Annotated in this window: 22 protein-coding genes and 1 tRNA gene; 10 read left to right on the top strand and 13 right to left on the bottom strand. The window is 70.7% G+C overall.

What is annotated here, in order from left to right; all coding sequences use genetic code 11:
• Positions 1–7 precede the first annotated feature (7 nt).
• Genes galK through A3G1_RS0102565 form a run of 6 tightly spaced genes read right to left on the bottom strand, consistent with a single transcriptional unit; the run spans position 8 to position 5,517 of the window.
• Entirely contained in the window at positions 8–1,057 is a 1,050-nt protein-coding gene (galK, locus tag A3G1_RS0102540; RefSeq protein ID WP_018347889.1) for a galactokinase, read from the bottom strand.
• Positions 1,038–2,000, bottom strand: coding sequence for a UDP-glucose 4-epimerase GalE (galE, locus tag A3G1_RS0102545; RefSeq protein WP_018347890.1), 963 nt, complete (start codon positions 1,998–2,000; stop codon positions 1,038–1,040). Before galE ends, galK begins: the two co-directional genes overlap by 20 nt.
• The gene (gene galT / locus A3G1_RS0102550; protein ID WP_040477492.1) at positions 1,997–3,037 is read right to left on the bottom strand and encodes a galactose-1-phosphate uridylyltransferase; all 1,041 of its coding nucleotides are present in this window, start codon (positions 3,035–3,037) and stop codon (positions 1,997–1,999) included. The genes galE and galT overlap by 4 nt, the downstream gene beginning before the upstream one ends.
• A gap of 2 nt (positions 3,038–3,039) precedes the next feature.
• Positions 3,040–3,813 carry a DeoR/GlpR family DNA-binding transcription regulator gene (locus A3G1_RS0102555; RefSeq protein ID WP_018347892.1) on the bottom strand — a complete coding sequence of 258 codons (774 nt, stop codon included), beginning with the start codon at positions 3,811–3,813 and terminating at the stop codon, positions 3,040–3,042.
• Between the two features lie 24 nt (positions 3,814–3,837).
• Positions 3,838–4,800: a hypothetical protein gene (locus tag A3G1_RS0102560; protein WP_018347893.1), complete on the bottom strand. Its 963-nt coding sequence runs from the start codon at positions 4,798–4,800 to the stop codon at positions 3,838–3,840.
• A gap of 9 nt (positions 4,801–4,809) precedes the next feature.
• Positions 4,810–5,517 (bottom strand): SDR family NAD(P)-dependent oxidoreductase, encoded by a 708-nt coding sequence (locus A3G1_RS0102565; protein WP_018347894.1) that lies wholly within the window; start codon positions 5,515–5,517, stop codon positions 4,810–4,812.
• 18 nt (positions 5,518–5,535) lie between these two features.
• Between A3G1_RS0102565 and A3G1_RS41080 the strand changes: the two genes are divergently transcribed.
• Together A3G1_RS41080 and mscL are read left to right on the top strand one after the other, a co-directional pair.
• Complete coding sequence (locus A3G1_RS41080; protein ID WP_018347895.1) at positions 5,536–5,700, top strand: hypothetical protein; 165 nt, start codon at positions 5,536–5,538, stop codon at positions 5,698–5,700.
• Between the two features lie 32 nt (positions 5,701–5,732).
• On the top strand, positions 5,733–6,110 hold the full coding sequence (gene mscL, locus A3G1_RS0102575; protein ID WP_026211742.1) for a large conductance mechanosensitive channel protein MscL: 378 nt from the start codon (positions 5,733–5,735) through the stop codon (positions 6,108–6,110).
• On the opposite strand, the gene A3G1_RS0102580 is transcribed toward mscL, so the two are convergent.
• From A3G1_RS0102580 to A3G1_RS0102610, 7 genes are all read right to left on the bottom strand, one after another.
• Complete coding sequence (locus tag A3G1_RS0102580; RefSeq protein WP_018347897.1) at positions 6,111–6,530, bottom strand: PIN domain nuclease; 420 nt, start codon at positions 6,528–6,530, stop codon at positions 6,111–6,113.
• Positions 6,521–6,727 carry a DUF2191 domain-containing protein gene (locus tag A3G1_RS0102585; RefSeq protein ID WP_018347898.1) on the bottom strand — a complete coding sequence of 69 codons (207 nt, stop codon included), beginning with the start codon at positions 6,725–6,727 and terminating at the stop codon, positions 6,521–6,523. The genes A3G1_RS0102580 and A3G1_RS0102585 overlap by 10 nt, the downstream gene beginning before the upstream one ends.
• A gap of 92 nt (positions 6,728–6,819) precedes the next feature.
• Positions 6,820–7,197, bottom strand: coding sequence for a type II toxin-antitoxin system death-on-curing family toxin (locus A3G1_RS0102590; protein ID WP_018347899.1), 378 nt, complete (start codon positions 7,195–7,197; stop codon positions 6,820–6,822).
• Complete coding sequence (locus A3G1_RS0102595) at positions 7,194–7,397, bottom strand: hypothetical protein (RefSeq protein WP_018347900.1); 204 nt, start codon at positions 7,395–7,397, stop codon at positions 7,194–7,196. The genes A3G1_RS0102590 and A3G1_RS0102595 overlap by 4 nt, the downstream gene beginning before the upstream one ends.
• 58 nt (positions 7,398–7,455) lie before the next feature.
• On the bottom strand, positions 7,456–7,944 hold the full coding sequence (locus tag A3G1_RS0102600; RefSeq protein WP_018347901.1) for a DUF3592 domain-containing protein: 489 nt from the start codon (positions 7,942–7,944) through the stop codon (positions 7,456–7,458).
• Positions 7,945–8,103: 159 nt separating this feature from the next.
• On the bottom strand, positions 8,104–8,373 hold the full coding sequence (locus tag A3G1_RS0102605; RefSeq protein ID WP_018347902.1) for an FmdB family zinc ribbon protein: 270 nt from the start codon (positions 8,371–8,373) through the stop codon (positions 8,104–8,106).
• Positions 8,374–8,439: 66 nt separating this feature from the next.
• Positions 8,440–8,979 (bottom strand): 5-formyltetrahydrofolate cyclo-ligase, encoded by a 540-nt coding sequence (locus A3G1_RS0102610; protein WP_018347903.1) that lies wholly within the window; start codon positions 8,977–8,979, stop codon positions 8,440–8,442.
• Positions 8,980–9,029: 50 nt separating this feature from the next.
• Between A3G1_RS0102610 and A3G1_RS32805 the strand changes: the two genes are divergently transcribed.
• From A3G1_RS32805 to eccB, 8 genes are all read left to right on the top strand, one after another.
• Complete coding sequence (locus A3G1_RS32805; RefSeq protein WP_018347904.1) at positions 9,030–10,499, top strand: GGDEF domain-containing protein; 1,470 nt, start codon at positions 9,030–9,032, stop codon at positions 10,497–10,499.
• Between the two features lie 23 nt (positions 10,500–10,522).
• Complete coding sequence (locus A3G1_RS0102620) at positions 10,523–11,437, top strand: UTP--glucose-1-phosphate uridylyltransferase (RefSeq protein ID WP_018347905.1); 915 nt, start codon at positions 10,523–10,525, stop codon at positions 11,435–11,437.
• Entirely contained in the window at positions 11,434–12,669 is a 1,236-nt protein-coding gene (locus A3G1_RS0102625; protein WP_018347906.1) for a molybdopterin molybdotransferase MoeA, read from the top strand. The genes A3G1_RS0102620 and A3G1_RS0102625 overlap by 4 nt, the downstream gene beginning before the upstream one ends.
• A 1-nt stretch (position 12,670) precedes the next feature.
• A complete protein-coding gene (locus A3G1_RS0102630) occupies positions 12,671–13,282 on the top strand; it encodes a GNAT family N-acetyltransferase (protein ID WP_018347907.1) in 612 nt (203 codons plus the stop codon).
• Positions 13,283–13,411: 129 nt separating this feature from the next.
• A complete protein-coding gene (sepX, locus tag A3G1_RS32810; protein ID WP_018347908.1) occupies positions 13,412–14,086 on the top strand; it encodes a divisome protein SepX/GlpR in 675 nt (224 codons plus the stop codon).
• A 39-nt stretch (positions 14,087–14,125) separates the two neighbouring features.
• Positions 14,126–14,201, top strand: a tRNA-Ala gene (locus A3G1_RS0102640).
• Between the two features lie 374 nt (positions 14,202–14,575).
• The gene (locus A3G1_RS0102645) at positions 14,576–14,974 is read left to right on the top strand and encodes a hypothetical protein (RefSeq protein WP_018347909.1); all 399 of its coding nucleotides are present in this window, start codon (positions 14,576–14,578) and stop codon (positions 14,972–14,974) included.
• A 91-nt stretch (positions 14,975–15,065) separates the two neighbouring features.
• Positions 15,066–16,568, top strand: coding sequence for a type VII secretion protein EccB (eccB, locus tag A3G1_RS0102650; protein WP_018347910.1), 1,503 nt, complete (start codon positions 15,066–15,068; stop codon positions 16,566–16,568).
• The last annotated feature ends 1 nt before the right edge of the window (position 16,569 follow it).

Below are 16,569 nucleotides of genomic sequence, written 5' to 3' on the forward strand. Positions count from 1 at the left end.
GACGCTGTCAGACGAGCGCCGCTCCGCCTGAAGGGGTGGCCACGAAGGACACCGGGGCAGTGAAGCCCGCGCGGGCGAAGGCGTTCTCGACGGACTCCGCCACGTTGGCCACGTCGCGGGGTTCGACGAGGGCGATGACGCAGCCGCCGAAGCCGCCGCCGGTCATGCGCGCGCCGTACGCGCCGCCCTCCAGGGCCGCCGTGACGGCGATGTCCAGCTCGGGGACTGTGACCTCGAAGTCGTACCGGAGCGACATGTGCGAGTCCGTCATCAGCGGGCCGATCTCCCGGACCTGGCCGGCGCGCAGCAGCTCCGCGACGGCGAGTACGCGATCGTTCTCGGTCGTGACGTGGCGCGCTCTCCGGAGGAGTACACCATCGAGCTCTGAAAGGCCGGCAGCCTGCCGGAGTGAGGGCACTCCCAGGGCCGAAGCGGCGGCCTCGCAGGCCGAACGGCGCGCGGCGTACTCGCCGTCGACGAGCCGGTGCGGGGCCTTGGTGTCGATGACCAGCACCGTGCCGCCGAAGGGGATGTGCTCGGTCTCCAGCGAGGCGCAGTCGAGCAGCAGCGCGTGGCCGGGCTGGGCGAGGATGGAGGCCGACTGGTCCATGATGCCGCAGGGCACGCCGACGAAGGCGTTCTCGGCGCGCTGGGCCAGTGCTGGACGCGCGCCGAGCGGGATGCCGAGGCCGGCCAGCTCGATCGCGGCGGTGAGCGTGGCGCATTCGAGAGCGGCGGAGGACGACAGGCCCGAGCCGAGCGGTACGTCGGAGGAGACCTCCGCCGCGAACGGCCCGATCTCGTGCCCGGCCTCGTTCAGCGCCCACGCGACGCCCAGGACGTAGTCGGCCCACGTGCCGGTCGGCTCCAGGGCGCCGGCGGTGACCGTCTCGTGGGACGTGACCGACCAGCGGTCAGCCGGGGTCAGCGTGACCGTCGTGCGCTGGGGAAGGGCGAAGGGGAGCACGAAGCCGCCGTTGTAGTCGGTGTGCTCCCCGATCAGGTTGACCCGGCCTGGCGCGCTGGCCGTGACGCTTCTAGCCGCTGAGACGCGCACTGTAGAACTCCCACGCGCTGCGGATGATGTCGTGCAGATCCGGCCGCTGCGGCTCCCAGCCCAGCTCGCGGCGGGCCTTCTCCGAGGAAGCGATGCCGATGACGACGTCGCCGGGGCGGCGCGGCTGGAGGACCACCGGCACCGGGTGCCCGGTGACCGCGCGGACGGCCTCGATGACCTCCAGGTTGCTGAAACCGTTGCCGTTGCCCAGGTTGTACACCTCGTGGCGGCCCGGCTTGATCGTCTCCAGCGCGAGCATGTGCGCGCGGGCCAGGTCCTCGACGTGGATGTAGTCGCGGACGCAGGTGCCGTCGGGGGTGTCGTAGTCGTCGCCGTACAGGGCGAGGTTCTCGCGCTTGCCCGCCGCGACCTGGAGCACGATCGGGATCAGGTGGCTCTCGGGGTCGTGCCGCTCACCGAGACTGCCGGAAGCGCCGGCCGCGTTGAAGTAGCGCAGGCTGACGGCGCCGAGACCGTGGGCACGCGCCTCACCCTCCAGCATCTTGTCCACTGTGTACTTGGTGAGCGCGTAAGGGTTCATCGGCAGCACGGGCGTCTCTTCGGTGGACGGCTTGTCGCTGGCGACGTACAGCGAGCCGGTCGACGAGAAGATCAGCCGGGGCACCCTGGCGGCCCGCACCGCGTCCAGCAGCGCCATCGTGCCGCCGATGTTGTTCGCCCAGAACCGCTCCGGGTACAGGACGGACTCGCCGACCTCGATCTTCGCCGCGAAGTGCAGGACGCCGTCGAACCCGGCCTCCGGGGTCAGCACCGACGCCACGTCCCGCACGTCGAGCTTGTGGAACTCGACGCCCTCCGGCAGCACGTCAGCGTGCCCGCTCGACAGGTCGTCGACCACGACAACGGTGTGCCCGGCGGCGGCCAGCTGATGGACAACCACGCCGCCGATGTACCCAGCCCCGCCCGTGACCAGCAGTTTCATCCCGAAACCTCGACCTCTCGCAGCAGCCGCGCGGCGTCTTCCGGCCGCACGTCGTTGATGAACGCGCCCATGACGGACTCGGTGCCCGCCATGTACTTGAGCTTGCCAGGCGCCCGCAGGATCGTGATCACCTGGAGATGCAGGTACGCCAGGTCCCGGCCGGCCCGCACCGGAGCCTGGTGCCAGCCGGCCATGTACGGCATCGGCTGGCCGTGCAGCCCGTCGAGCCGGCGGAGCACGTCCAGGTACACCGGGCCGAAGGAGTCCCGCTCCTCGGCCGTCAGCGCCGGCAGGTCCGGTACGCGGCGGCGCGGCAGGAGGCGGACCTCGTACGGCCAGCGGCTCGCGTACGGCACGAACGCGACCCAGTGCTCGTTCTCCCCGAGGACCCGGTCGTCAGCGACAGCTGAGGCCAGCTCCTCGGCGTGCACGCCCGGGTTCCGCTCGGCGGCGGCCAGGTGCCTGCGGGTCACCGGGGTGACGAAGGGGAAGGCGTAGATCTGCCCGTGCGGATGGTGCAGCGTGACACCGACCTGCTCGCCACGGTTCTCGAAGACGAAGACCTGCTCGACGCCGGGCAGCGCGGACAGCTCGGCGGTGCGGTCAGCCCACGCCTCCATCACGATCCGCACCCGCTCGGGGTCGAGCCGGGTGAACGACGAGTTGTGCTGGTCGGTGAAGCAGACCACCTCGCACCGGCCGACCCCGGGATGCTCCATGCCCTCGGCCACCCGGTCACTCAGCGAGGGCGACTTGTTCTCGAAGACCGCGACCTCGTAGCTGGCCGCCGGGATCTCGGTCGCCCGTTCCGGGGTGGACGGGCACAGCGGGCACTCGGACGTCGGCGGCAGGAAGGCCCGGGTCTGCCGGTGCGCGGCGATGGCCACCCACTCGTCGAGCAGCGGGTCGTAGCGCAGCTCGGAGGCCGGAGGCAGGGCGGGAAGGTCCCGGGTGTCGGCGGCGTCGCGCACCGTCTCCGTACCGTCGAAGTAGAGCAGCTCCCGGCCGTCGGCCAGCTTGGTCACCGACTTGAAAATCGTCACGGCTCCACCACGACCAGCTCGCCGACCTCGCCAGCCAGGATCGCCTGCGCCTCGGCGGGCAGGCCGGCATCGGTGATCACCACGTCGGCCTCGCCGAGGGCGGCGATGGTGGCGATGCCGACCGTCTCCCACTTCGTGTGGTCGGCGAGGACGACGACCCGGCGGGCCGCTGCGACCAGCAGCCGGTTCGTCTCGGCCTCCATCAGGTTCGGCGTGGTCAGCCCGGCGCGGGCGCTCATGCCGTGGATGCCGAGGAAGAGCAGGTCGACGTTCAGCGAGCGGATCGCGCCGTCGGCGAACGGGCCGGCCAGCGCGTCGGACGGCGTCCGGATGCCGCCGGTCAGCACGACGGTCTGGTCCGGGCGGCCCGCCCGGTACAGCGCGTCGGCGACCGGCACCGAGTTCGTCACGACGGTCAGCCCCGCCACGTCCACCAGCCGCTCGGCCAGCGCCGCCGTCGTCGTACCCGCCGACAGCGCCAGCGCCATCCCCGGCTGCACCAGCTCGACGGCCCGCGCGGCGATGGCGGCCTTCTCTGCCTGCTGGCGGATCGACTTGGCGGCGAAGCCGGGCTCGTCGGTGGAGCCGGGGCCGATCAGCGTCGCCCCGCCGTGCACCTTGGCCAGCAGCCCCCGGTCGGCCAGGGTCTCCAGGTCACGGCGGATCGTCATGTCGGAGACGCCGAACTCGCGGACGAGCTCGCTGACCCGGACGCCGCCGTGCCGGCGGACCAGGTCGAGAATGGCAGCCTGACGTTGCTGGGCGAGCACTACCTGCTCCTGCTGTTCATGCCCTCATTTTCCATCACCAACCAACAAAGTCAAACAGTCGGCCAGTTCGGCCGCGACATCCCGCAGGAGCGTGGCCGGCTCGATCGGTACCCCGGCGAGCGCGGTGAACAGGCTCGGCAGGCCGGGCAGCGGGAAGCCGTCCTCGGTCATGATCGCTTTACCGGCACCGTTGCCGTTCGCGCTCAGCGACAGGGACTCCCGGGTCCGCGCCCAGGCCTCCAGGACCTCCTCCGGCGACGGTACCCCGAAACCGTGCCCGACCGGAGCCGCGTGCCGCAGCCGCACGACCGCCGAGTCGCCGAACTTGAGCGCCGCCGCCGACCGGCGCGCCAGCATCTCGTGCTGCTCCTTGGTCAGCCGCTCCGTCACCGCGCAGACGACCCGGCACTCGGCAGCGCACACCGCCACGGCGTGCGCGACGTTGCTGTGCTGCCGGTCGAGGTACGCCCGCCAGCCGGCCGGGGGCTCGCTGATGACCCGCAGCGCCCGGGCCGCCGAGGACTTCTCGGTCCGGTTGTGCGGGCACTCCCGGTCGTCGAGCTGGCCGAACCGGCTGTGCTGGAAGTGGGTCAGCCGGGCCGGGTCCCCGGCGTGGCCGAGCACCGGCTCCCAAATGAGCAGCGGCAGGTACTCGCTCGCGATGTGGATCGCGGCCACCAGCGCCGCCATCTCCCGCCGCTGCCAGCGCGCGGCGATGACCTCCAGCAGCAGCGAGTACGCAGGGCGCAGCGAGGCCAGCGCCCCGCGCGGCTGCTCCCTCGGCGACTGCGGCATCCGGGCTTCGAGCGCCCGCTGCTTCAGCCTCTCGCTGATCTCCAGCGAGCCGAAGTCCTCGGCGTCGAGCTCGAGCAACCCCTGCCCGAACTCGCAGATCCGCCCGACCTCAGCGTCGTTGACCAGCGCGGCGATGTCCCCGAACGCGTAACGCCGAGCCAACGCCACCAGCACCTCATGCCCCGTCTCCATGAAGGAGTTCTACCAGGACACGTACGCGCCGCCATTCACGTGCACGACAGAACCGGTCGTGTATCCCGCCGCGGGGCTGGCCAGATACTCGACAGCGGCCGCGATCTCGTCCGGCTGGCCCGGGCGTTTCACCATCGTTTCGGAGATCTTGCGCTCCAGGTCGTTCACCGGCCCGGCGAAGAAATCGGTGTCGGCGACGAAGCCGGGGGAGACCACATTGGACGTGATCCCGCGTGGCCCCTGCTCGCGGCCGACGTGAGCGCTCCACGAGGTCAGGGCGGCCTTCGCCGCGCCGTACGCCCCGTTGCCACGGTGTGCGGCGATCGATCCGATGTGGACCAGCCGGCCGCCGGGCGCGGTCACCTTCGGCAGCAGGGCCTCGGTGAGCAGGATCGCCGTCATCGCGTTCAGCTCGAAGACCCGGTGCCACAGGGCGCTCGTCGCGGCCAGCCCGGTGCCGAACTCGCGCCTGTCGAGCCCTCCGGCATTGTTGACCAGGACATCGACCCGGTCCAGCTGGGTCGCGAACGTCTCGATGGCTGCCGGATCCGAAAGATCGATCTGGTACCAGGCCCCGGAGCCGATCTCCTCCACCGCCCGGTTCAGCACCTCCGCCCGCCGGCCGAGCAGGATGACGTGCTCGCCAGCCTTGGCGAACCTGCGGGCGACGGCGAGCCCGATCCCCGTGCCTCCGCCACTGATGACCACTGTGCGCATGGCGCTAGCCTTACATGCATGGGGACCCCTGACGAAGAGCGGATCGTCGACTTCTCCGACGACGACGCGCCACTCCTGCCCGAGCAGACCTCCGACGACACCGACCGGGGGTGGGGCGACCGGCCGTCCCGCGACGCCAACGACTTCCGGCTGCTGGACGATCGCCCGCCGCACTGGGATTAGGGCAGTTTTCCCGTTTTCGGTACCCTGTGCTGATGCTCAAGGGCTTCAAGAACTTCATCATGCGTGGCAATGTCGTCGACCTCGCGGTCGCGGTGGTGATCGGCGCGGCCTTCACGGCCCTGGTCGGCCAGTTCACCAAGTCGTTCCTCGACCCGATGATCAAGGTGATCACCGGGGGTAACGAGATCGGCGGCAAGTTCACGATCAACGACGTCGACTTCGACTACGGCGCCTTCATCGGCGCGATCATCACGTTCCTGCTCACCGCCGCCGTGCTGTACTTCCTGGTCGTGCTCCCGCTGAACAAGTACAACGAGTACCGGCGGCGCAACGAGGAGGCCGCGGCCGAGAAGCTCAGCCACGAGGTCGAACTCCTCACCGAGATCCGCGACCTCCTCCGCCGGGGCTGATCAGACCTTCCCCGCCGGCACTACCCATTGCGTCGGCTGGCCGGTTGCGGCGGCGATGGTGTCGAAGTCATTGTCGTAGTGCAGCACGGTCAGCCGGGCGTGGTGGGCGGTGACCGCGACCACCAGGTCGGCGATCCCCGCCGAGCGGTGCTGCCCTCTGATGGTCAGTTTCTCCTGCACCTCGATGGCTCGCTCCCAGACGTCATCGGGTGTGTCGGTCCACTGCAGGGCCGCCAGGAGCGTTCGCTTGATCTTTGCCCGGTCTTCGAGGTTGCGTGCCGAGAACAGCAGCTCAAGCTCGGTCGGGCCGCAGATGGAGACCAGTCCACGTTCCATGAGGGGAACGAGGACGGCCCGGACGGGCTCAAGGTGAATCCGGGCGAGTGCACTCTTGTCGGCCAGATACTGGGCTACCCCCACATCTGCTCCTCGGCGTCCGGGTCGAGCAGGAACGAGAACGCTCCGTCCTCGGCGAGCGCCACCAGATCACGGACGGCGGCAACACGGATGACCTCTCGGAGGGCCGCGTCGATGGTGTCGCGAATCGTCTCGGTACCAAGGATTTCCTTGGCTTGAGTGAGCCGGTTCATGTCGATGTCAACGCTGGTTTTGGACATGGAACACCTCCGCAGTCTTCTCGCGAAGATATCAAATTTCGGCGAACCCGGATATCTTCAATATGACTACGGAGGTGTATGGGTAGGGCTGGTCAGCCGAACAGCTCGGCCAGCCGGGACCCGATCTCCTTGACGTCGGCCAGCTCGCCGCGCGCCACCGCCATGACCAGCTCGAAGGGCTCTTCCGGGCCCTCGTAACGCGCGGTCATGCCGTTGATCAGCAGGAACGTCTTCGCCGCGACCCAGCCGAGCCGCTTGTTGCCGTCCACGAGCGGATGGTTCGTGACGATCGAGTGCAGGAGCGCGGCGGCCTTGGTCAGCAGATCCGGGTACGCGTCCTCGCCGAACGCCGAGGCCTGCGGGCGCAGCGCGGCAGACTCCAGCAGGCCGGAGTCGCGGATGGCCGGCTCGCCGAGCATGACGGCGAGGTCGAGCAGGGAACGCGGCGACAGGTACCTGACGTCGCTCACGAGTTGCCCAGCCGGTGCAGCAGCTCGGCGTCCTCAGTGAGGATCTGCCCGGCGACGTGGCGGACCTCCTCTTCCTGCCGTTGCTCGATCCAGCTGGAGATCGCCGCCACGGCCGCCGAGTGCGCGGAGACGCCCTCCTGGGCCGCGTAGTGCTTGAGCAGTTCCTGGGTCGCCTCGGGGAGGCGCAGAGTCATCGCCATGCCCCGATGGTATCAACGGGTGATACCAGTTTTTGCCTCAGTGTGACCCGGATGCGGGCTACGCCGAGGCCGGTGTGGTGTGCCGCTGGCGGTAGGCGGTCAGGATCCGGCCGGTGATGGCGACCGGCACGAGGGCGATCGCGAGGATCATGCCCGTGACGCCGAAAAGCATGAGGAACTCTGAGCTGTTCCTGTTCGTCTCGCCGTCTGCGGTGGCGATCAGCGTCGGGTCCGTCGCGTCGACGTACACGATCATCATGTCGCCGGCTTTCGGGTCGCTGATCCGGAGTTTTCCTGACCGTGTGACCCCGCCGAACGTGTAGGAGACGTGAGCGGCGGGCCGTCCCTTGAGCGGGACGCTGACCTTGGTGACCGTCGCCGACACCGGGTGCCCCTGATCGATGATCCGCTGCGCCGAGTTCTGCCGGAGGCCGACGAGGCCGAGTGACGCGGCGAACAACACGACCGCGGCGAGCAGGGTCAGGCCCGTGCGCCGCCAGGTCCAGATGCGCCTGCCCTGGGCGTCACGCGACGGGAACTTGGGCACTGGCTACCCCCGTGGATGATCCAGCGGACCGGGTCCAGCGCTCATTTTCCACGGGACGCGCGGCTGGCGGGGCTGTTCCGCCCGTTCAGATCGCGAATGACGAAGCGCCCCGTCGGCCGGAGGGCACAGCGGGGCGCTGGTGGTGCTTTGGTCAGTGGGTCAGCTGGTGCTGGCCGAGGCGGCCGGGGCCGGGGTGTCCTTCTTGGCCGGCTGCTTGGGGGCCGGGCTGGCCGGGCTGGAGGACGAGGAGGAGCCCCGGGAGTCGGTGCGGTAGAAGCCGGAGCCCTTGAAGACCACGCCCACCGCGCCGAAGAGCTTGCGCAGCTTGCCTGCGCACTCCGGGCACACGGTCAAGGCGTCGTCGCTGAACGACTGCACGGCCTCAAGCTGGTGACCACACTCGGTGCACGCGTACTGGTAAGTGGGCACGTCCGCCTCCGACTTGGCACTCCGACACTGCGAGTGCCAATAGTGCTGTATCGGCGGTGCCTGCGTCTACCCGGGGTGGCGAGGAAGACATTCAAATCCCCCGGACGGGGTGATAACTCCGGTGACCGGCCGGTCGTGCGGCTCGGCGGGTACCGAGGGCAGCAGCTCGTTGTCGTAGACGATCGCCACGATGGGCACGCCGGGCGGGACGCGGGTGAGGGCGCGGTCGTAGGAGCCGCCGCCTTTGCCGAGGCGCGAGCCGTCCAGCCCGACCGCGAGCGCCGGGACGATCACCAGGTCGGCGGTCGCGATGGCGGAGGTACCGAGGCGGGGGCCGGAGGGTTCGAGGAGGCGCATCTGGCCGGCCACGAGGTCGCCGCCGGCCCAGTCGAGGGCGCGGTCGGGGAGCAGTACCGGGTACATCGCCGCGGGCAGCACCTTTTCCAGGCCCCGGCCCGGCTCCGAGCCGACGGGCACGTAGCTTGCGATGCGCTGCGGGCGTACCGTATCCAGAAGCTCAGCCACGGCGGCCAGGATGCGGCCAGCGGCGGCTGACCTGGCATCCGGCGTGGCCGCTTTCCTGGCCGCCAGCAAGGTGATGCGCAACTCAGCTTTTTCCGCCACCATGATGCCAAGCATCGCACCAGGGAGGACGGGTGACGTTACGTGCGCGGCTGACCGCGGCGTTCCTCGTCGTCGTCCTTGGGCCGCTGATCCTCGGCGCGGTGTTCGTCGGCGGGACCGTCTCCTCCGTTGGCCGGTCGCGGTCGGCTGAGCGGCTGGAGTTCGCCGAGTCGGCGGCACGGGTCACCCTCGACGCCCTCTGCCAGCGGTTACGGGCCACGGCCGAGGCGGCCGCCGCGCTCTCGCAGGGCGGCAGGAGCCTGGTCGCCCAGCGCCTGGTCATGGAGGGACGCGCGGCCGGTGTGCGGATCGTGGACGTCGGCGGCACCACGACCGACTCCGCCGGCAGCCTGCCGGAGCCGTGGGCATACTGCGGGGCCGAGTCCACCGGGCACGGCGAGATGAAGGCCCTCGTCGCCCGGGTGCCGGTGCTGGACCAGAGCGAGCAGCGGCTCGGGGAGGTCATCGCGGCCGAACCGCTGGACCTGGCCTTCCTCAACCGGTTCGGGAGAGCCACGGGTGCCGGCGTCACGCTGCTCGACGGGCGCGGGCTGAGCACCGTCCCCGAGCGGTTACGCGGCGAGGTCGCGCCAGCCGTCAGCCGGGCGGACGGCGACACGATCGAGACCGGCGGCGGGCTCTACGTCCGCATGATCCGCGATGCCCGGCCGCTCCCCTTAGTACTGTCCGTCGAGCATTCCGACCCGCACGGCCTCTACGCGGCCCTGCTCGCCGTCGTCATCTCCGCGGGCCTGGTGTCCGTCTTCGCCGCGTGGTCGCTGGCCAGGAGCACGACGCGGCCGGTGTCAGAGCTGGCACACGCCGCGGACCGGGTCGCAGCTGGCGACCTCGACGCCAGAGTGCCCGTCCGGGGCGGCGACGAGGTCGGGCGGCTGGCGGCGACGTTCAACCGGATGACCAAAGAGATGCAGGGTTACGTCACGGCCCTGACCGCCAGCCGCGACCAGTTACGTGAGGCGATGCGGCTGTCGAGAACCGACCCGCTGACCGGCCTCGCGAACTACCGGCACCTCGAAGAGTCCCTGCGTCTGGAAGTCGACAGGACCAGCCGGCTCGGCCTGCCACTCGTGATCGCGGTGCTGGACCTCGACCGGTTCAAGGAAGTCAACGACTCGCACGGGCACCCGGCTGGCGACGCCGTCCTCGTCGAGGTCGCCCGGCGGCTCGAACGCGAGATCCGCGAGGTCGACCGGGCCTTCCGCCAGGGCGGCGAGGAGTTCGTCCTGCTCCTGCCGGAGACGGATCTCGCAGGTGGCGTGGCGGTCGCCGAGCGGCTCGGTTCCGCGCTGCGCGACTCGGCCGTCCTCATCGAACCGAGCGGGATCGCCATCAAGGTCACCGTGTCGATCGGCCTCGCCGTGTACCCGGAGCACGGCGAGACCGGCACCAGTGTGCTGGCGGCGGCCGACGACGCGCTCTATGCCGCGAAAGCCGCAGGGCGTGACACATACGCAATCGCGCGTGGCGGTACGCCCGGCTGAGCCCGGGCCGATAGTCTCGGCACATGTCTGAGCAGCCGCACCATCCCTCCGCGCACCCGCGCGCCGTCAAGGCTGTCGTGCCAGCGGCGGGCCTGGCCACCCGCTTCCTCCCCGCCACCAAGGCCGTCCCCAAGGAACTCTTCCCCGTCGTCGACAAGCCGGTCCTGGAGTACATCGTCGGCGAGGCGGCCAGCGCCGGGCTGAAGGACGTCCTGCTCATCACCGGCAAGGGCAAGACCTCGATGGTCGACCACTTCGACCGGCGTCCCGACGCGGAGGCGCGGCTGGAGGCGAAGGGCGACCTGGTGCGGCTGGCGGCGGTGCGCCGCTCAGAGGAATTAGCCGACATCTATGCTTGCCGTCAGCACGAGCCGCTGGGCCTCGGCCACGCGGTCGGCTGCGCGGAGTCACACGTCGGTAACCAGCCCTTCGCCGTGCTGCTCGCCGACGAGTTCACCGACGAGGGCGACCCGCTGCTGTCGCAGATGCTCGACCTCCAGGCGCAGACCGGTGGCATCGTGCTCGCGTTCATCGAGGTGCCGTGGGAGGAGGTGAGCCGGTATGGGGTGGCCTCGGTGGAGCCGACCGGGACGGAGGACGTCGTCCGGGTCACCGGCCTCGTGGAGAAGCCCGCCAGGGATGAGGCTCCCAGCAACCTGATCGTGGTCGGCCGGTACGTGCTGCCGCCGACGATCTTCGAGGCGATCCGGAAGACCGAGCCCGGGGCCGGCGGCGAGATCCAGCTGACCGACGCGATGGTCCGGCTGATGAACGAGGGCACGCCGGTACACGGCATCATCTTCCGCCGGATCCGGCACGACACCGGCCAGCCGCTCGGCTACCTCCAGGCTCTCGTCCGGCTGGCCAGCCAGCGCGAGGACATCGGGCCGGAGCTACGGGCCTGGCTGAAGGAATTTGTGGAATCGGAGCTTGTATGACACGGACCGCAGAGCTGGTGCCGCTCGCCGACTACCTGTACGGCGTGATGGCCCGGCTCCGCCCGCTGCCGCCGCTGGAGGTCGACCTGACCAGCGCGTACGGCAACGTGCTCGCCGAGGACGTCACCGCGCCCGGGCCGCTGCCGGCCTTCGACCACGCCGCGATCGACGGTTACGCCGTGCGGGCGGAGGACCTGCTGGGCGCGAGCGCGACCAGACCGGTACGCCTGAACGTCGTCGGTGACCTGTCCGCGTCGAGCTGGCGGCCGGTCCGGCTGACCCCGCACACGTGCTTCTCGGTGGCGGCAGGCGCGCCTCTGCCCGCCGCGGCCGACGCCGTCGTGCCGCTGGACTGGACCGACCAGGGCATGGCGGTCGTCGAGGTGTACGACGCGGCCAAGCGCGGGCACGGCCTGCGGAAGACCGGCGAGGAGGTGGCCGCGGGATCTGTGGTGGCGATGGCCGGTACCCAGGTCACGCCGGCGATGGTCGCGCTGCTGGCCGCCTGCGGCATCGGGCACGTCGTGGTCCGCCCGTGCCCCCGGGTCGTGGTCGTGTCCACGGGGGACGAACTGGTCGAGGCCGGCCGGTCGAGCCAGGCTGGCCAGATCGTCGACGCCAACTCCCACGCGCTCACGTCGGCTGCCGCCGAGGCCGGGGCGCACGCGTACCGCGTCGGCATCTGCGACGACGACCCCGAGGCGCTCCGTGCCCTCGTGGACGACCAGATGCTCCGCGCCGACCTGATCATCACGACCGGCGGCACCGGTACCGGGCCGGGCGACATGGTCCGCCGCATCCTCGGCCGGGACGGCGTCGAGTTCTCCGACCTGTCGGTCTACCCGGCCGGCGTGCTCGGCTTCGGCACGATCGGCCCGGAGGAGGTACCGATCGTGTGCCTGCCCGGCGACCCGGGCAGCGCGCTGATGAGCTTCGAGATGCTGGCCCGGCCGGTGATCCGGCTGCTGGCCGGCGCGGAGCCGGTGTTCCGGCCGAGTATCAAGGCCAACCTGCTGGAGACCATCGCCTCCCCGGCCGGGCTGCGGGAGTTCCGCCCGGCGCACGTGGCGGAGCGGCGCGGCGGCGGGTACACGGTGCAGCCGCTGGCCGGCGGGCCCTACACCCTGTCGGGCCTGTCCGACGCCAACGGCATCCTGGTGCTGGGCGAGCGGGTCACCACGGCTGCGGCCGGGTCCACGGTGGACGTGCTGCTGATGGATCGGCGCCGTTGACATGTCCCCAGGCTGGCCAGCCGTCCTCGTCGACGGCGACGTGACGCTGCGCCCGTACAAGCGGGGGGACGCGAAAGCGTGGAGCGAGTCACGCAGGTACAACGAATCGTGGTTGAAGCCCTGGGAACCCACGCCGATCGGGCCGTGGCACGACGCCCACTCGACCGCCGGATTCCGCAACCTCCACCGCGCGCTGAAGCGGGCGGGTGACGCGGGGACCGCGATGCCCTTCGCCGTCTGCTTCCAGGGGCAGCTCGCCGGCCAGCTCACGGTCGGCAACATCGTCCGGGGGGCCTTCTGCTCCGCCTACGCCGGGTACTGGGTGGACTCCCGGTTCGCCGGGCGCGGCGTGACCCCCACGGCGCTCGCGCTCGCCGTCGACCACGCCTTCGGGCCGGGCGGGCTGCACCGGGTCGAGGTCAACATCCGGCCGGAGAACAAGCCGTCCCGCCGGGTCGTGGAGAAGCTGGGCTTCCGCGAGGAGGCGTTCCATCCGAAGTACCTGCACAGCGGTGGCGCGTGGCAGGACCACATCGGATACGCCCTGACCATTGAGGACGTGGCCGCCGAGGGCGGTCTGCTCGTACGCTGGCGCCGGCTCAGGACACGGTAGGCAGCCCCTCCTCCTGTCGATTACTTGACTTGTAGGTATAAGTACTTTGGCGTGGCGACCCCGTGACGTAGCGTCGGGAACTTAACCTTGGGGTAACCAGACGCGCGAGTGCAGGGGAGGGGAGAGGCAGTGCCGACATCGGTGCTCCTCGCTGTCCTCGCCGCGGCCGGGCTACTCGCACTCGCACCGGCGCTGGTCCGCCGGTACGACGCCACCGAGCGGCTGGTCGCGGAGAGGGCACAGTCCACCGCGCGGGTCGTCAGCAGGCGACGCCGCCGCCGCACCGTGCCCACGCGCCGGGGCTTCCCGTCACCCAGGCCTGCCGACGCCCCGCCGGTCACGGCCGGCCTCAGCCCGGCGCAGCTCGCCGCCCGCAAGGCGGAGAAGGCCCGGCTGTGGCGGTACCGCAGGCGCCGCCGCGTCCTCGCAGCCCTCATCCTGCTCAACGTCGTGGAGCTGGCCGGCGTCGCGGTCTTCGACCCGGGGCTGTGGATCGGCTTCGCGCTGTCCTTCACGCTGCTCGTCGCCTACGCGATCCGGCTGCGCAACCAGGTCATCTCGGAGCGGAAGCGCCGGCGCCGTGCCGCGTACCTGGCCCGGATGGCCGCCCAGCGTGAGGCCGCCCGGATCGAGCGCGAACGCGCGGAACTCCGTGCGGCCGCCGAGCAGGCTGCTGCCGCTGCCCGCCGGGGCGCGGCCGCCTACCGCTCCTACCGCCGCCGGGTCGCCCAGGCCACCCAGGAGCCGCGCCGGCTGCACCCGGTGCGGGGCGCGGCGTACGAGGCGCGGGCGGTGGGGTGGTAAGCCGGGTGTCCGGGTCGTGCTAAGGTAGCTCCGTTCTGCGGGGCTGTGGCGCAGTTGGTAGCGCGTCTCGTTCGCATCGAGAAGGCCAGGGGTTCGAATCCCCTCAGCTCCACCAAAGAACACAACCGCCTCCTGGGTTACCCGGGGGGCGGTTTTTGGTTTACCTGGGATCAGCCACGCAAAGCCCTGGCGGCTTCTGTCAGATACTTGTCTACGCCCTGCCAGTAGTGATGTCTAGTGTACATAGACTGCTTGTGTCTATACTGCATAGGCTGAGGCGCATGGTGTTCAAGTCCATGAAGCGTCGTGATGTCGAAGCCGCGCTCGCCAGGAACGGCTGTGTGATGGCCAGGTCAGGTGCCAGCCATGATGTGTGGAGATGCCCCTGCGGAGCGCACGCGACGACGGTTCCCGGCATGGCGCGATCTCGCCCGGCGTGGCCAGCAGTATCGAGCGGCACATCGGGTGCCTCGGGAAAGGGTGGCTGGCATGACGGAGACCTACCGGATCCGCGCCGAGCGGGAAGGAAAGTTCTGGCTGCTCAGGGTTCCGGAGCTGGACGTCGTGACCCAGGTGCGGCGGCTCACCGACGCTGAGGAGATGGTCAGGGATCTCATCGCGGTCTGGCTGGAGGTCGATCCCGGCTCTTTCGGCATCGAACTGGACGTCAGCCTCCCGGACGACCTTGCCTGTCGGCGTGAAAGGGCGATGCGGCTGCGTGCGCAGGCTGAGGAGCTGCGGTCAGAGTCCGCTGAGGAACTCAGGGCTGTCGCCCAGGGTGCTCGTGCCGCAGGGCTGACAGTCAGGGAACTGGCCATCGCCCTCGGTGTCTCGCACCAGCGGGCACAGCAGATTCTCTCCGAGGCCCCTGCGCGGCGCACGGCCTGAGGCGAGCTTCATGATCGGCTCCGGGGTGCCGACGGGGTTTGCGGGGTTCCCGTAAGGTGGGTCGGGATTCGACCACCCCTCGGAGTTGATCATGCGGACCCGACGCGACCAGGTGCAGGCGTACCGGTTCGTGACCCGCCGGCTCGTGTCGGCCATGTTGTCCGGCGAGCCGGAGACCACGAACCTGCCGCTGCGCCGCCTCTTCCTGTCCGCGGTCGGCAGCATCATGATCGCCACGCTGGTCGTCGCCGGGGTCGGCGTCTTCGGCCTGATGAACCCGGGCGGCAACGAGCGGTGGAAGAAAGACATGACGCTCGTGATCGAGAAGGAGAGCGGCGCGCGGTACATCTACGCGCAGGGCAAGCTCTTCCCGGTCGTCAACTACGCCTCCGCCCGCCTCATCGCCGGCAACGCCAAGCCGGTCCAGGAGTCGGCCTCGCGGAAGTCGCTGGAGGGCACGCCGCGTGGCCGCCCGGTCGGCATCGAGGGCGCGCCCGACGCGCTGCCCGACCCGAAGGCCCTGATGGGTCTGCCGTGGACGGTGTGCAGCGCCGCGAAGGTGGCCTCGACCGATCAGCAGGCCACGCACCTGGTGATCGGTTCCTCGCTGCCGGGCGGTTCGCCGCTCGGGGCTGAGGGGCTGCTCGTGACCAGCGGCTCGACCACGTACCTGCTGTGGGGCGACCGCCGCCTCCGCATCCCCGAGCGCTCGGCGCTCACCGCGCTCAACCTGAACGCCAGCGCGGCCATCCCGGTCGGCCCCGCGCTGATCGAGGGTGCGACGGCCGGCCCGGATCTGGCGGCGCTGGCCGTCCCCGGTGCCGGTACGGCCTCCGACAAGAAGCTCGGCGGCGCGGCGGCCACGGTCGGCAAGGTGTACCGCAGCGGTACGCAGCACTACGTCATGCTCCGCGAGGGCCTGGCCGGGATCTCCGAGGTCAGCGCCAAGCTGCTCGGGGCCGACGGCGTCAACCCGGTCGAGATCTCGGCTGCCGACGCCGCAGCCGTGCTCACCGACACCCGGATCGAGCCGGATGGCCTGCCGCAGACCCCGCCGAAGCAGCGTGTGCTGGAGGGCGGCCAGCCCGCCGTCTGCGCCGCGTACCGGGGCAACAAGGACAAGCCGGTGACCGTCGAGCTGTACGCGCAGGCGCCGGAGCAGTTCACGAGCCAGGCGCAGGACCAGGCTGTCGTCACCGGGCGGGACTCGGTGCGGACAGCCGACCGGATCGTCGTCCAGGGCGGACACGGCGCCCTGGTCCAGGAGCAGCCGGCCCCGGGCATCGCGGCTGGCGGCGGCACCCTGTACCTGATCACCGACCAGGGCATGAAGTTCGCGCTGGGCGACGGTGCCGTGGGCGCGCTGGGCTACGGCGACGCCAAGCCGGTACCGGTGCCGGCGTCGCTGCTGGCGCTCGTCCCGACCGGGCCGGCCCTCGACCCGGAGGCCGCGAAGGGCGCGGTCGGCGGCGGTACGCCGTCCAGCACGCCCGGCGTCGCGGTCCTGCCCTCGCCGTCCCAGATCCAGAGCGGGAAGCCGTCGCCGGGTACGAGCCCGGCCAAGCCCGGCACCGCCTCACCGAAGCGGAGCTAGG

This window comes from Longispora albida DSM 44784, assembly GCF_000379825.1.
Taxonomy (GTDB): domain Bacteria; phylum Actinomycetota; class Actinomycetes; order Mycobacteriales; family Micromonosporaceae; genus Longispora; species Longispora albida.

What these genes read in the sequence shown, in the direction of transcription:
- mscL (WP_026211742.1), top strand. Translation starts at nt 5,733, where the DNA reads ATGCTCAAGGGCTTCAAGAACTTCATCATGCGTGGCAATGTCGTCGAC.
- A3G1_RS0102645 (WP_018347909.1), top strand. Translation starts at nt 14,576, where the DNA reads ATGACGGAGACCTACCGGATCCGCGCCGAGCGGGAAGGAAAGTTCTGG.
- A3G1_RS0102595 (WP_018347900.1), bottom strand. Translation starts at nt 7,397, where the DNA reads ATGGCGATGACTCTGCGCCTCCCCGAGGCGACCCAGGAACTGCTCAAG.
- A3G1_RS0102560 (WP_018347893.1), bottom strand. Translation starts at nt 4,800, where the DNA reads ATGGAGACGGGGCATGAGGTGCTGGTGGCGTTGGCTCGGCGTTACGCG.
- A3G1_RS0102585 (WP_018347898.1), bottom strand. Translation starts at nt 6,727, where the DNA reads ATGTCCAAAACCAGCGTTGACATCGACATGAACCGGCTCACTCAAGCC.
- A3G1_RS0102565 (WP_018347894.1), bottom strand. Translation starts at nt 5,517, where the DNA reads ATGCGCACAGTGGTCATCAGTGGCGGAGGCACGGGGATCGGGCTCGCC.
- A3G1_RS41080 (WP_018347895.1), top strand. Translation starts at nt 5,536, where the DNA reads ATGGGGACCCCTGACGAAGAGCGGATCGTCGACTTCTCCGACGACGAC.
- galE (WP_018347890.1), bottom strand. Translation starts at nt 2,000, where the DNA reads ATGAAACTGCTGGTCACGGGCGGGGCTGGGTACATCGGCGGCGTGGTT.
- A3G1_RS0102620 (WP_018347905.1), top strand. Translation starts at nt 10,523, where the DNA reads ATGTCTGAGCAGCCGCACCATCCCTCCGCGCACCCGCGCGCCGTCAAG.
- A3G1_RS0102625 (WP_018347906.1), top strand. Translation starts at nt 11,434, where the DNA reads ATGACACGGACCGCAGAGCTGGTGCCGCTCGCCGACTACCTGTACGGC.
- eccB (WP_018347910.1), top strand. Translation starts at nt 15,066, where the DNA reads ATGCGGACCCGACGCGACCAGGTGCAGGCGTACCGGTTCGTGACCCGC.
- A3G1_RS0102630 (WP_018347907.1), top strand. Translation starts at nt 12,671, where the DNA reads ATGTCCCCAGGCTGGCCAGCCGTCCTCGTCGACGGCGACGTGACGCTG.